Consider the following 14,706-nt stretch of genomic DNA (forward strand, 5'->3'; position numbering starts at 1 on the left):
TCCCTAGTTGTTGTATTTGCGTCTGTTTATTGTTGTTAGCAAGCTAAACTCCAGCCTGCTGATTTTTATACCGCGGCTTGTGCCACTGCTTTTTCTTCTCTTAAGCCTGTAAATTCAGGCATTAAAGAAATCAGTTGTTTGCTGTATTCATGCTGAGGTGATTGGAACAGCTGCTCCGTTGGCGCAACCTCCAATAATGTCCCCATCTGCATCACACCAACACGGTCACACATTTGGCGAATAACCGGTAGATCGTGACTGATGAACAGCATGGTTAGGTTTAGCTCGTCTTGTAAGTCTTTTAGTAGGTTAAGAATCTGAGCCTGTACCGACACGTCCAGTGCCGATGTTGGTTCATCACAAATCAAAAGACGTGGGCGAGTCGCCAAAGCGCGAGCGATAGAAATACGCTGACGTTGACCACCTGAGAATTCGTGTGGGTACTTCACCCCAGCCATTTTGCCTAAACCCACGTGCTCTAGCAGGTCGTTCACGATCTGACGAGTTTCATTTTCGTTGCGAGTAAGCTTATGGAATCGGATAGGTTCAGCAATGATGTCGAATATCTTCATTCGAGGGTTCATTGATGTGTAAGGGTTTTGGAAAACCATCTGCATTTGACGACGCATAGGGCGACGTTCTTTTTCAGATTTCAGACCAGTAAGATCAACGCCTTCAAACGTTACCTTGCCTGAGTTTGGTGCGTACAAGCCAGCAATCACACGAGCAATCGTTGATTTACCTGAACCTGATTCACCTACTAAACCAAACGTCTCACCTTCATGCACTTCAAAGCTCACGTTGTTTGATGCTTGAACGTACTCACGACGGCTCTCAAAGAAAGAATCTTTGGTAGTAAAGCGTAAGTTTACGTTCTCAACGTTCAACAGAGGGCCAGTGTAATCACGGTGATCTTGGCTTTGACCTAACCAGTGGTTCTTCACATCCAATGGTTCCATCTCTTGTGCTTCTTCGATGTAGCTAACAAGAGGGAAACGATCGAGTTTGCGATCCGAACGAGGAACCGCAGAGATAAGACTGTGTGTATATGGGTGCTCAGGAGTACCCAGAACTTTCGCTGTTGGGCCAAACTCAACTAAGTCACCACGATACATAACGGCTACGCGGTCGGTAACGTTAGATACCACGCCCATGTCGTGCGTGACCAACATGCAACCTACGTTCTTCTTAATACATAGGTCGCGAATCAAACCCAAGATCTGGTCTTGGATAGAAACATCCAGTGCTGTTGTTGGTTCATCTGCGATGATTAGGTCAGGTTCACCTGCCAATGCGATCGCGATAACCACACGCTGACGCATACCGCCAGAGAATTGGTGAGGGTACTGCTTTAAACGGTTTTCTGGTTGTGGGATACCCACTTGGTTCATCAAGTCTAATGAGCGCTGGTAGGCTTCTTGATCCGAAACCTTCATGTTGGCATGAATCGTCTCTTTTAACTGCTGTTCTACTGTGAATAGAGGGTTAAGAGAAGTCATTGGGTCTTGGAAGATAAAACCAATCTTTGAGCCGCGAACAGAACGCATCTGTTCAGGAGATAAACCAGAGACTTTTTCGCCATCCAGAAATACCTCGCCGCTAGCAATGCGGCCAGGAGGGCTCAGCAAATCGATCACAGCATTACCTACTGTTGATTTACCTGCACCAGACTCGCCTACAACACCAACAATCTCACCACGTTCAATGTTGAACGAAAGTGATTTAACTGCGGCGTGAACTCCATGACGAGATGGGTATTCGATACGAAGATTTTTTACTTCTAAAAGTGACATTACCAGACCTCTACTGCTTTGGCAGCTTTCTGCCCTGTCTGCAAAATTGAATCCATTCTTACCAGAATATTGTTCTGATATTTTATACGGTTGACAATTTGGCAAATAATTCACAGAAAAGCAACAAAAATAGGATAAAAAGTCGACATTAAACGCTTAGCAAGCAAAAGTGCCACATAACTATTCACCCAGAGAGCATATGGTAAGAAAAATCAACATTATATTATCGGCAAGAAATACTCACAAACTCCTTACCACTGCTTACTTGTAGAGTTAAACCTGTGCTTCAAAGCAGATCTCACTACCATTCAATAAAAACAAATAATTATTCCAAAAAACAATTAACACTATGGAAACAAACGCTAACTTTGTTAATTTAAACAAATAAAACAACTAGATACATTCCAAGTAACCATACATTTAACCGTTTGTATTTTTTTGATAAATAAAAACCAGAGAAACGAAAGGCTTAATAAATCTGAGGAGTTTTGAACGACCAAATGCGTAGAAAGCTGTCAAATACATGGGTTAGTGAGCAGATTAAGGGCCAAATTCAACTTTTCACAAAAATCTCTAGACCAGACCTATTAATTTGTCGAATTATTGAGTGGTTATTTTATATAAAATTAGATATAGATCTTTCCGTTTGATAAATGAACTACCTCCATACAGACGTAATAATCGAGGAGATCGAAGGTGAGATTCTTGCTTCTAAAAGGAGTTTATTAAAGAGGAGCGAGTCGAACTGGACCAATTCAACACTGTGAGAAGCAATAATTGAAGAATACTGACACGACATATGCAACAAAGCCCATCATTTCTGATGATGCTTCTTATTTCTGATGATGCTTCTTAAGTGAGCGGTGAAGAGACATTCTTTGAACATCAGGCGAACCCATTTGGGTTCCTATCTAGTGATCTACAGATGAAAAAAAAGCTCATCATTTCTGATGAGCTTTCATAAAGGCGGTCAGTGAAGAGACATCCTTTGAACATCAGGCGAACCCCACTTGGGTTCCAACCTGTGATCTACAGATGAAAAAAAAGCTCATCATTTCTGATGAGCTTTCTTAAGGTGGTCGGTGAAGAGGGATTCGAACCCCCGACCCTCTGGTCCCAAACCAGATGCGCTACCAAGCTGCGCTATTCACCGAGACGTTTCGTTTGATTTCTCAAACTGGGAACTTCAAAGAAGCTACCAAAATTAATGGGGTGGCTAACGAGATTCGAACTCGCGACCACCGGAATCACAATCCAGGGCTCTACCAACTGAGCTATAGCCACCACTAATTTTTTATATAACCGCTTAAAAGCGATTATTGAAATAGTGGTCGGTGAAGAGGGATTCGAACCCCCGACCCTCTGGTCCCAAACCAGATGCGCTACCAAGCTGCGCTATTCACCGACTAGTTTTGTATCGACTCTTGGGAATAATGAATCAACACTGGAAGCCGAAGCTACCGATATTTTGTAAAGAAAGAATGGGGTGGCTAACGAGATTCGAACTCGCGACCACCGGAATCACAATCCAGGGCTCTACCAACTGAGCTATAGCCACCATTATTTCTTTTTGCCAATTTCTCACTTACCGAAGTAAGAGACCGGATGGCGCGCCTGAAAGGATTCGAACCTTCGGCCTTTGGCTCCGGAGGCCAACGCTCTATCCAGCTGAGCTACAGGCGCATGCCCTGTCGGCGGAGTGGAATAATACGTATATCACCCAATGCCGTCTAGTACTTTTTTAACTTTTTTTTCTGTTTGGTCTCTTTTTCGACAGTTAATATGTGATAAACCCCTTATTTGAGTACTACAACCCGCCACAGCTTATAAGTTGTTGTTTATTGCAACAACTTATCGGGATATAATCACCCATTATTTACATTGGTTTAACAGTTGCTCTTTGCTGGTTAAAGCCAAAACACCCTTCCAACACTATAAATTGGTAAGCATGTACTTACCTTGGGAATGTAAAGTGAGTTTAATGGATATGTCTCGTCGAATTTTAAGCGTTGTCATCGCAGTTTTAACCTTTTCAACTGGCGCAATGGCTGCAGGCCTAAGCGAAGCGGAGCACGATGCAATTGCTGAACGCATCAAACCAGTTGGCCAAGTTTACCTAGTCGGCAGCGAGCCAGTAGCCGCAGAACCAACAGGCCCTCGTGATGGCGCAGCAGTTTACGGTACCTTTTGTATCGCTTGTCACGCATCTGGCGTAAGTGGCGCACCTAAAACAGGTGATGCTGGTGACTGGGGTCCTCGCATTGCTCAAGGTCGCGACATTCTAGCTGACCACGCAATCAACGGCTTCAATGCGATGCCAGCGAAAGGTTCATGTATGGATTGTTCAGACGACGAAATCAAAGATGCTATCGAGCACATGATTGCCGGTCTGTAATTAAAAATGCCAGATTCAGAAAAGGTGACCTCATGGTCACCTTTTTTATTGGCTTCTATATAGTGCGATTAAAGTAGGGCATTACTTCTTGTTGAACATCGCTCGAATATTCGCAATGTGCGCCTGCCCTTTTTCCATTCTTTCTTCAGCGGATTGAGGCTTCTTAACGCTTTCCCACTCCACATCATCGTGCGGCAGCTCATCGAGGAAGCGGCTTTGTGTTGGCTTTATTAATTCACCATATTGACGACGTTCACGACACTTAGTAAAAGTCAGCTCTTTCTGCGCTCGAGTAATCCCCACATACATAAGACGACGTTCTTCTTCTACGTTGCCTTCATCGACACTGGTTTGGTGCGGCAAGATGCCCTCTTCTGCACCCATCAGGAATACATATGGGAACTCTAGACCTTTCGATGCATGCAATGTCATTAATTGGACTTGATCTGCATCGTCATCATCCTCACCACGCTCCATCATATCGCGCAGCGTTAAACGTTGAACCACCTCGCGCAGGGTTTTCTCTTCTTTATCGTAGTTGTCACCCTCAAGATCGGCCACAATCCAGCTATACAGATCAGAGACGTTCTTCATTCGCATTTCAGCGGCTTTCGGGCTCGCTGAGGTTTCGTACAACCAATCTTCGTAGTTGATGTCACGAACCAAAGAACGAACGGCTTCAACCGTATTACCACGCTCGGCATTGTCTGAGATACGAACAATCCAGTCACCGAAGCGGCGCAAATTTTCTAAACCACGCCCCGTCAGTGTCTGCTCTAAGCCCATCTCAAAGCTGGCTTCAAACAAGCTCTTGCCACGCATATTGGCGTAGCTGCCTAACTTCTCAAGCGTCACCGGACCAATCTCTCGGCGAGGCGTGTTTACAATACGCAGGAAGGCGTTGTCATCATCAGGGTTCACCAACACTCGTAGGTAAGCCATGATGTCTTTAATTTCGGCTCTAGCGAAGAAAGAGGTTCCGCCAGAGATCTTGTAGGGCACGCGGTTCTGCATCAGCGCTTTTTCAATTAAGCGCGATTGGTGGTTACCACGGTAAAGCACCGCGTAATCTTTGTACTCAGTACGGTTCAAAAACTTGTGGGCGATGATCTCGCCGGTAATACGCTCTGCTTCATGCTCTTCATTCTTAGCATTCAGTACCTTGAGCTTTTCACCGTCTGGGATCTCTGAGAACAGTGACTTTTCATAAACGTGTGGGTTGTTGGCGATCAAGATGTTCGCCGCACGTAAGATTCGACTGGTTGAACGATAGTTTTGCTCGAGTTTGATCAAACGAAGATTCGGATAGTCCTCACCCAGCAACACCAAGTTTTGCGGTTTTGCACCACGCCATGAATAGATAGATTGGTCATCGTCACCTACTACTGTCAAGCGACCACGCTCTCCCACCAGTAAACGAACCAACTCATATTGGCTGGTGTTGGTATCTTGGTATTCATCGACCAGTAAATAGCGGATACGCGACTGCCAGCGCTCACGCACCTCTTGATTGGTTTTCAGTAGTAATACAGGCATCGCGATCAGATCATCAAAATCGAGTGCGTTGTATGCCTTCATCTGTTTCTGGTACATCTCAAAACAGAATGCAAACAACTGCTCTTGTTCGCCTTGAGCACGTGCTTTCGCCTGATCTGGCGTCAGCATGTCATTTTTCCAATTCGAAATGGTGCTCATTAAAGCGCGTAGCAAATCCTTATCACCATCGATCTGTCTCTCTGTTAACTCTTTTAACAAAGCTAACTGGTCTTGGTCATCAAACAAAGAGAAACCCGCTTTCAAACCCAGCGCTTTGTATTCACGGCGAATGATGGTTAAGCCCATGGTATGAAAAGTCGAAACAATCAGCCCTTTCGATTCGCCCTTACCTAGAGTTTGCCCAACACGCTCTTTCATCTCGCGTGCCGCTTTATTAGTAAAGGTCACCGCCGCAATATTACGCGCCTTATAGCCACATTCCTGAACCAGATAAGCAATTTTATTGGTGATAACACGTGTTTTACCGGATCCAGCGCCCGCTAATACTAAGCAGGGGCCCGAAACATATTTCACGGCTTCATCTTGTCTTGGGTTCAGTTTCATTTGATTCTCAGTTTGGTCTAGAGGGGCGAATTCAATTGCGCGCCTATAATAATGCTGCAACAGCACGAATGCTACGTTCTCTTATACAAGATTTTTACGCTGATTATGTAAAACTTTGTTGCACATGTGTGTGGTTATTAGGCTATAATGAATGAACGTTCATTCATTGGTGGTTGAAATATGACAACTCATGCACCTCGGGATAAACGCCAGCAAATACTTTCTGCAGCTGAAAAGCTAATTGCAGAGGTCGGTTTCCAAGGCCTTTCAATGCAAAAATTAGCCAAAGAAGCGGGAGTGGCTGCAGGCACTATCTATCGCTACTTCGATGATAAAGAGCATTTGATAGAAGATGTTCGAATGCTCGTGACTCAAAGAGTAGCTGATGCTGTTCAACAAGGGGTTAATGATTCGGATCCAATTAAACAACGCTACCGTACTATGTGGTTGAACATATGGAACTTAGCAGGAACGAATTTAGCCGCAATAAAAAATCGGGTTCAGTATGACTCTCTACCCATCACAAATAGCCTAAACTTCAGGGAACTAGAACGTAAGATGTTTGCCCAAGTTGAGCTGCTATTTAATGAGGGGAAAGAACAAGGATTGTTTAAACCACTTAACAATGAAGTATTAGGTGGATTGAGCTTGGCGGCTAGTGTTTCTCTAGCACGCAAGCATTCTTTAGGATTTTACCAACTTGATGAGGCAGAACTAGAATCTGCAATCGAAGCCAGTTGGGACGCAATAATTAAACACTAGATCGGAGTTTTGACCATAATGAAAAAGTGGACTTTCTTCATGTTACTCATCGCTGTACTACTTTTCGGCAGCGTTATTGGGTTTAACATGTTCAAACAACAAAAAATTGCTGAGTATATGGCCAACCGCCCTGAACCCGAGTTTCCAGTAACGGTAACTGAAGTTCAGCCGATCGACTGGGTTCCCGTAATTGAAGCTATCGGCTTCATCGAACCAAATCAAGGTGTGACACTAGCGAACGAAACCAGCGGTGTTATTGACCAAATTTCTTTCGAATCGGGTACTGATGTTAAGAGTGGTCAGCAACTGGTACGTCTTGATTCTGACGTAGAGAAAGCCAACCTTAAGAGTTCTGAAGCTCGTTTGCCTGCTGCGAAAGCAAAATACAAGCGTTACCAAGGTCTATTCAAGAAAGGCTCTATTTCTAAAGAAGCGTACGATGAAGCAGAAGCTAACTACTTCTCTCTTTCAGCTGATATTGAAAGTCTAAAAGCGTCTATCGATCGTCGCGAAATTCGCGCACCATTCGATGGTACCGTTGGTATCCGCAATGTTTACCTAGGCCAATACCTACAATCAGGTACTGATATTGTTCGCCTGGAAGACACCAGTGTTATGCGCCTACGCTTCACGGTTTCTCAGACTGACATCTCTCGCATCAGTGTGGGTCAAGCAGTTGATATCTTCGTTGACGCTTACCCTGAAATCCCATTTGAGGGCTCTATCAGCGCAATTGAACCTGCAGTAAGCGTGCAAAGTGGTCTTATTCAAGTTCAAGCAGACATTCCAAACAATGATGGCAAGCTTCGTAGCGGTATGTTCGCTCGCGCTAACATCATTCTGCCTAAATTAGAGAACCAAGTAACTCTGCCTCAAACAGCGATTACTTTCACTCTATACGGCGACAATGTTTATATCCTAACTGAAGAAGACGGCGTTCAACGCGTTACTCAACATGTTGTAAAAGTAGGTGAACGTACAGCTGATATTGCACACATCCTTGAAGGCGTTAAAGCCGGCGATACGGTTGTAACTTCTGGCCAAGTACGTCTAAGTAACGGTGCCAAAGTTAAGGTTGTTGAAAGTGATGCAATCACTCCACCATCTGAAACACCTAAGCTGTAACTGGAGGCACAATGCGCTTTACTGATGTTTTTATTAAACGTCCAGTTCTAGCGGTATCCATCAGCTTTTTGATTGCGCTGCTTGGCTTACAAGCAATCTTCAAAATGCAGGTGCGTGAATACCCTGAAATGACGAATACCGTCGTAACCGTAACCACGAGTTACTACGGTGCAAGTGCCGATCTTATCCAAGGCTTTATCACCCAGCCCCTCGAACAGGCTGTGGCTCAAGCGGATAACATCGACTATATGACTTCTTCTTCTGTGCTCGGTAGTTCTACTATTACCGTGAACATGAAGTTGAACACCGACCCGAATGCGGCGCTGTCTGACATACTGGCCAAGACTAACTCGGTGCGTTCTCAGCTTCCTAAAGAAGCCGAAGATCCAACCGTAACCATGTCTACCGGTTCAACGACAGCTGTACTCTACATTGGTTTTACCAGTGATGAGTTGGTGTCGAGCCAAATTACCGACTACCTAGAGCGTGTAATCAACCCGCAACTATTCACGGTAAATGGTGTATCTAAAGTCGACCTTTATGGTGGTATGAAATACGCACTGCGCGTATGGCTAGATCCATCAAAAATGGCAGCTGTTAACCTAACTGCTACTGATGTTATGTCGGTATTGAATGCCAACAACTACCAGTCAGCGACAGGTCAAGCTACTGGCGAATTCGTTCTTTATAACGGCAGTGCCGATACACAAGTATCAAACACTGAAGAGTTAGAGAACTTAGTCGTTAGAAGTGGTGAAGGTGAGATTATCCGTCTGTCTGACATCGCTAAGGTTTCTCTAGAGAAAAGCCACGACGTTTATCGTGCAAGTGCGAACGGTCAGGAGGCGGTTGTTGCAGCAATTAATGCGGCACCAAGTGCGAACCCAATCAACATCGCTGCAGATGTACTTGAGCTTCTTCCTCAGCTAGAGAAGAACCTTCCAAGCAACATCTCAATGAACGTAATGTACGATTCAACCATTGCGATTAACGAGTCAATTCAAGAAGTTATCAAGACAATTCTTGAAGCGGCATTAATCGTATTAATCGTAATCACATTGTTCTTAGGTTCATTCCGAGCGGTACTGATCCCTATAGTTACTATCCCACTGTCGTTGATTGGTGTAGCAATGGTAATGCAGGCAATGGGCTTCTCTTGGAACCTGATGACGCTACTGGCAATGGTACTCGCCATCGGTCTGGTGGTTGATGATGCGATCGTAGTACTTGAGAACGTCGACAGGCATATCAAGCTCGGGGAGTCCCCTTTCCGCGCTGCGATCATCGGTACTCGTGAAATTGCGGTCCCTGTTATCGCAATGACACTCACGCTAGGTGCGGTATACGCTCCAATCGCGATGATGGGCGGTATCACGGGCTCGCTATTTAAAGAGTTCGCATTAACCCTAGCCGGTTCTGTATTTGTATCGGGTATCGTGGCACTTACGCTGTCGCCAATGATGTGTTCAAAAATGCTAAAAGCTCACGCTGAGCCGAGCAAATTTGAGCAGAAAGTTCATAGCGTTTTGGATGGCATGACTAACCGTTACGAGCGTATGCTTGGTGCGGTAATGAACCACCGCCCAGTATTCATTGGTTTTGCGATCATCGTATTTGCAAGCTTGCCGATGCTGTTTAAGTTCATCCCTAGTGAATTAGCACCTTCAGAAGATAAAGGTGTAATCATGCTGATGGGTACGGCACCATCTAATGCGAACTTAGACTTCATGCAAAATACCATGAACGACGTAAACAAGATTCTGTCTGATCAGCCAGAAGTAGCTTACGCGCAGGTGTTCACAGGTGTTCCTAATGCAAACCAAGCGTTTGGTATTGCATCTATGGTTCCTTGGAGTGAGCGTGAAGCAAGCCAATCTGAGGTAGCAAACCGGGTTGGTGGTTTGGTGAAAGATGTACCTGGAATGGCAGTAACAGCCTTCCAAATGCCAGAACTACCAGGTGCGGGTTCAGGTCTTCCAATTCAGTTTGTTATTACAACGCCAAACAGTTTTGAGAGCTTGTTCCAAATTACCACTGACATCTTGACTGATGTAGCGACAAATCCACTATTCGTATACTCGGATCTCGATCTAAACTACGACTCAGCAACGATGAAAGTACACATCGACAAGGATAAAGCGGGCGCATACGGCGTAACCATGCAAGATATCGGTATCACGCTAGGTACCATGATGTCAGATGGCTACGTAAACCGTATCGACTTGAATGGTCGTTCTTACGAGGTTATCCCTCAGGTTGAACGTAAATTCCGTTTGAACCCAGAATCGATGAATAACTACTACGTACGTGCTGCGGACGGTAATGCTGTACCACTAGGCAGTTTGATTACGATTGATGTTGTGGCAGAGCCTCGCTCTCTTCCTCACTTCAACCAATTGAACTCAGCTACGATTGGTGCAGTACCTGCTCCAGGCGCTGCAATGGGTGATGCAATTGCATGGTTTGAAGACACGGCGGCGAATAAGCTTCCAAGTGGCTACAACCACGATTACATGGGTGAAGCTCGTCAATACGTAACAGAAGGTAGCGCACTTTACGCGACCTTTGGTCTAGCACTGGCTATCATCTTCTTGGTACTAGCGATTCAATTCGAATCTCTGAAAGATCCATTGGTTATCATGGTATCTGTTCCACTGGCGATCTGTGGTGCCCTAATTGCTCTAGCTTGGGGTGCGGCAACGATGAACATCTACTCACAAGTAGGTTTAATCACGCTGGTCGGCCTGATTACCAAGCACGGTATATTAATCTGTGAGGTTGCAAAAGAAGAACAACTGCATCACCACAAGACTCGTATTGAAGCGGTGATGGAAGCAGCAAAAGTTCGTCTTCGTCCAATCCTGATGACAACAGCTGCGATGATCGCGGGTCTAATCCCACTGATGTACGCAAGTGGTGCGGGTGCAGCTCAGCGCTTTAGTATTGGTATCGTAATCGTTGCTGGTCTAGCGATTGGTACTATCTTCACGCTATTTGTACTGCCAGTGATTTACAGCTACTTGGCTGAAAAACACAAACCTCTACCTGTATTTGTAGAAGACAAAGACCTAGAAAAGCTAGCTCGCGTCGATGAAGCAAAAGCGGCACACAGAGAATTAGCTGATAATAAGTAATCGCTAAGTCGTATTAACAATAAAAAGGCTACTTCGGTGGCCTTTTTTTATACGCCATAGGCGACATCTCAAGTGTGATTAAATAGAATAGTGGTAAATATTCAGGAGTTTTAATTGATATGTTTGATCCAAAAAAACTAGAGCAGATTGCTAAGCAGATCCACGATTCTATGCCTCAACCAGTAAAAGAGCTTGGTTCAGACGTAGATCAAAAAGTTCGCCAAGTTATCCAAGGCCAACTAAACAAGCTAGACGTTGTGAGCCGTGAAGAGTTTGATGTTCAAACACAAGTACTGCTTCGCACTCGCCAAAAGCTAACTGAAATGGAACAAAAGCTAGCTGACTTAGAAGCAAAGATTGCCGATAAGTAAGCGCAAAGCAAGAAAACTGAAAGGGTTGGTGTGAAAACGCCAACCCTTTTGTATTTCTGAGGATCAATCAAGACCTGAAAGTCGACGAAGACTGATCAAACAATGTTCATTTGATTGATTTTTAAGACTTTGTTACTAAAAGCAAAAAGGCTTGGTCAACGGCGACCAAGCCTTTTTATTAGATGTTGTGTTGCTTATTTATAACTCAAACCTGTAAGGAGTTAGTGATACTGCTTCGCTTTTTCTGCAAATTTATCAGTATCTAAGCGACTAATTAACCGCCTACAGCGATACGCTTCATGTCGCTCATGTAGCTACGTAGCTCTTCACCAATGTACTCTACAGGGTGGTTACGGATAGCTTCGTTTACTTCAATTAGCTTAGCGTTATCAACTTGGTTAGATGCTTCACCTAGACCGCGGCCGATTACGTCAGTTGCTACTGAAGGCATGAACTTCTCACGTAGTAACGGTGTTGCTACGTTAGCGAATAGGTAGTTACCGTACTCAGCAGTATCTGAGATTACAACGTTCATTTCGTAAAGACGCTTACGAGCAACTGTGTTTGCGATTAGTGGAAGCTCATGTAGAGATTCGTAGTAAGCAGACTCGTCGATGATACCTGATGCAGTCATAGCTTCGAATGCTAGCTCAACACCTGCACGAACCATAGCAACCATTAGGATACCGTTGTCGAAGTACTCTTGCTCTGAGATTTCTACGTCAGAAGCTGGGTAGTTTTCGAATGCCGTTTCGCCTGTCTCTTCACGCCAGCCTAGTAGGTTCACGTCATCGTTCGCCCAGTCAGCCATCATTGTGCTAGAGAAGTGACCAGAGATGATGTCATCCATGTGCTTGTTGTAAAGCGGACGCATTAGGTCTTTAAGCTCTTCAGAAAGCTCAAACGCTTTAACTTTAGCCGGGTTAGATAGGCGATCCATCATGTGAGTTACGCCACCAAACTTAAGTGCTTCAGTAATCGTTTCCCAACCGTATTGTAGAAGCTTGCCTGCGTAGCCAGGTTCGATGCCATCAGCAATCATCTTCTCGTAAGATACGATAGAACCCGCTTGTAGCATGCCACAAAGGATAGTTTGCTCACCCATCAGGTCAGATTTAACTTCTGCTACGAAAGAAGACTCTAGGCAACCTGCACGATGACCACCAGTACCTGCAGCCCAAGCTTTAGCGATATCCCAACCTTCGCCTTTAGGGTCGTTTTCTGGGTGAACAGCGATAAGTGTTGGTACACCGAAGCCACGTTTGTACTCTTCGCGAACTTCAGAGCCTGGACACTTAGGTGCAACCATTACTACAGTAAGGTCAGCACGTAATTGCATGCCTTCTTCCACAACGTTGAAGCCGTGAGAGTAACCAAGAGCAGCGCCTTGCTTCATTAGAGGCATTACTGTTTCAACAACGTTTGTGTGTTGCTTATCAGGAGTAAGGTTGATTACTAGGTCTGCTTGAGGGATTAGCGTTTCGTAGCTACCCACAACAAAGCCGTTTTCATCAGCATTTTTGAATGATTGACGCTTTTCATCAATTGCCGCTTGGCGTAGAGCGTAAGATACGTCTAGACCAGAATCACGCATATTTAGACCTTGGTTTAGGCCTTGAGCACCACAACCAACAATTACGATTTTCTTACCTTCAAGGTATTCAGCTTCTGTCGCGAATTCTTCACGATCCATAAAGCGGCAACGACCTAATTGGTCTAGTTGTTCACGAAGGTTTAATGTATTGAAATAGTTAGCCATTCTAGGGCACTCCTTTAAAAATAAGTCCGTAAGGTCGATATCTCTCTATCGAATGACTTCATACTAAAACAGACACTCCGTTGCTGAAAGTGATATATTCACAATTAGTTATTGCAATAAATGCAACATGGAAACGATCGCAGAACATGAACATAAAATCTCTACAATTATTTATACATTTATGCGACAGCAAGAGTTTCAGCAAAACCGCTGCTGCTATGCACGTCAGTCCTTCAGCGCTGAGCCGTCAGATACAAAAGCTTGAAGAGGAAACAGGACAAGAACTGCTAATCAGAGACAACCGCAGTGTTGATCTTACCCCAGCAGGAAAACACCTATTGCCTGTAGCATTGAGCATCGTGGGAGAGTGGCAGCAATATAACCTTCACCTGAAGGGCGGAGAGCAAGAACTTAAAGGTGAGATCCGTATATTTTGTTCAGTAACGGCTAGCTACAGTCACCTACCTGAACTCATAACCGAATTTAGGGCTATTCATCCGTACATTGAATTTAAGCTCTCTACAGGCGATCCGGCTCAATCCATCGACAAGATTTTAAATGATGAAGCAGATATTGCTATCTCAGCGAAGCCAGACATTCTTCCCTCAAGATTAGAGTTCGAAACCATCAGCGATATACCACTGTCAGTCATCATCCCATCCGGTGTGAGTAGTTTTAGCCAGCAGCTGCAATCAGATAAACCAAACTGGAATGAAGTGCCCTTTATCATCCCAGAAGCAGGAACAGCGCGTGAACGAGCCAATGCATGGTTTAAAAAGATGAAGATAAAACCCAACATATACGCGCAAGTTTCTGGCCATGAGGCGATTGTAAGTATGGTGGCACTAGGATGTGGAGTTGGCATCGCACCTGATGTGGTCATAAACAACAGTCCAGTAAGAGATAAAGTTAGCCGCTTAAAGATAGAACCTATCAAGCCATTTGAGTTAGGCGTATGTTGTAAGCGAGCACAGCTAGATAACCCTCTAATTCGAGCGTTCTGGCAAGTTGCAGAAGGGAAATATTTAGCGGACTAGTCGTCATTGTTTTAAATACAAAAAAGGGAAGAGCACGTCAGTGCCCTTCCCCTTTTATTTATGTATATCGCAGATAAGAAAAAAGCCCGCTGATTTCTCAGCGGGCTTTTCAATGGTGGTGGAGGGATAGGGATTTGAACCCTAGAACCGCTATTAACGGTTGCCGGTTTTCAAGACCGGTGCTTTCGACCACTCAGCCATCCCTCCAACAAATTGTCATCAACAGATTA

At 44.6% G+C, this 14,706-nt stretch carries 9 protein-coding genes and 6 tRNA genes; 6 read left to right on the plus strand and 9 right to left on the minus strand.

Annotation, left to right across the window (positions count from 1 at the left end; translation table 11 throughout):
• Positions 1-65: 65 nt before the first annotated feature.
• The 6 genes from AB4249_RS17285 to AB4249_RS17310 all read right to left on the minus strand — a co-directional run bounded on the left by AB4249_RS17285 (position 66) and on the right by AB4249_RS17310 (position 3,476).
• Positions 66-1,793, minus strand: coding sequence for an ABC transporter ATP-binding protein (locus AB4249_RS17285; RefSeq protein ID WP_017060132.1), 1,728 nt, complete (start codon positions 1,791-1,793; stop codon positions 66-68).
• A 1,076-nt stretch (positions 1,794-2,869) separates the two neighbouring features.
• A tRNA-Pro gene (locus AB4249_RS17290) sits at positions 2,870-2,946 on the minus strand.
• A 55-nt stretch (positions 2,947-3,001) separates the two neighbouring features.
• Positions 3,002-3,077, minus strand: a tRNA-His gene (locus AB4249_RS17295).
• Between the two features lie 44 nt (positions 3,078-3,121).
• A tRNA-Pro gene (locus tag AB4249_RS17300) sits at positions 3,122-3,198 on the minus strand.
• A gap of 77 nt (positions 3,199-3,275) precedes the next feature.
• A tRNA-His gene (locus AB4249_RS17305) sits at positions 3,276-3,351 on the minus strand.
• 48 nt (positions 3,352-3,399) lie between these two features.
• A tRNA-Arg gene (locus AB4249_RS17310) sits at positions 3,400-3,476 on the minus strand.
• A gap of 298 nt (positions 3,477-3,774) precedes the next feature.
• On the opposite strand from AB4249_RS17310, the gene AB4249_RS17315 reads away from it, so the two are divergent.
• A complete protein-coding gene (locus AB4249_RS17315) occupies positions 3,775-4,188 on the plus strand; it encodes a cytochrome c5 family protein (RefSeq protein ID WP_017063036.1) in 414 nt (137 codons plus the stop codon).
• 81 nt (positions 4,189-4,269) lie between these two features.
• Here AB4249_RS17315 and rep read toward each other — a convergent pair whose 3' ends face one another.
• A complete protein-coding gene (rep, locus tag AB4249_RS17320; protein WP_017061960.1) occupies positions 4,270-6,288 on the minus strand; it encodes a DNA helicase Rep in 2,019 nt (672 codons plus the stop codon).
• A 180-nt stretch (positions 6,289-6,468) separates the two neighbouring features.
• Between rep and AB4249_RS17325 the strand changes: the two genes are divergently transcribed.
• The 4 genes from AB4249_RS17325 to ubiK all read left to right on the plus strand — a co-directional run bounded on the left by AB4249_RS17325 (position 6,469) and on the right by ubiK (position 11,680).
• Positions 6,469-7,050 carry a TetR/AcrR family transcriptional regulator gene (locus tag AB4249_RS17325; RefSeq protein ID WP_017061961.1) on the plus strand — a complete coding sequence of 194 codons (582 nt, stop codon included), beginning with the start codon at positions 6,469-6,471 and terminating at the stop codon, positions 7,048-7,050.
• An 18-nt stretch (positions 7,051-7,068) separates the two neighbouring features.
• Positions 7,069-8,175 (plus strand): efflux RND transporter periplasmic adaptor subunit, encoded by a 1,107-nt coding sequence (locus tag AB4249_RS17330; RefSeq protein ID WP_102332571.1) that lies wholly within the window; start codon positions 7,069-7,071, stop codon positions 8,173-8,175.
• An 11-nt stretch (positions 8,176-8,186) separates the two neighbouring features.
• Positions 8,187-11,309: a multidrug efflux RND transporter permease subunit gene (locus AB4249_RS17335; protein WP_048661258.1), complete on the plus strand. Its 3,123-nt coding sequence runs from the start codon at positions 8,187-8,189 to the stop codon at positions 11,307-11,309.
• Positions 11,310-11,428: 119 nt separating this feature from the next.
• Positions 11,429-11,680 carry a ubiquinone biosynthesis accessory factor UbiK gene (gene ubiK / locus AB4249_RS17340; RefSeq protein WP_009848085.1) on the plus strand — a complete coding sequence of 84 codons (252 nt, stop codon included), beginning with the start codon at positions 11,429-11,431 and terminating at the stop codon, positions 11,678-11,680.
• A 274-nt stretch (positions 11,681-11,954) separates the two neighbouring features.
• On the opposite strand, the gene ilvC is transcribed toward ubiK, so the two are convergent.
• Positions 11,955-13,439 carry a ketol-acid reductoisomerase gene (ilvC, locus tag AB4249_RS17345; RefSeq protein WP_017055697.1) on the minus strand — a complete coding sequence of 495 codons (1,485 nt, stop codon included), beginning with the start codon at positions 13,437-13,439 and terminating at the stop codon, positions 11,955-11,957.
• A gap of 146 nt (positions 13,440-13,585) precedes the next feature.
• Between ilvC and ilvY the strand changes: the two genes are divergently transcribed.
• On the plus strand, positions 13,586-14,476 hold the full coding sequence (gene ilvY, locus AB4249_RS17350; RefSeq protein ID WP_017061966.1) for an HTH-type transcriptional activator IlvY: 891 nt from the start codon (positions 13,586-13,588) through the stop codon (positions 14,474-14,476).
• A gap of 116 nt (positions 14,477-14,592) precedes the next feature.
• Here ilvY and AB4249_RS17355 read toward each other — a convergent pair.
• Positions 14,593-14,683, minus strand: a tRNA-Ser gene (locus tag AB4249_RS17355).
• Between the last annotated feature and the right edge of the window lie 23 nt (positions 14,684-14,706).

Source organism: Vibrio sp. 10N.261.55.F4, assembly GCF_041470465.1.
In the GTDB taxonomy this organism is placed as follows: Bacteria; Pseudomonadota; Gammaproteobacteria; order Enterobacterales; family Vibrionaceae; genus Vibrio; species Vibrio crassostreae_C.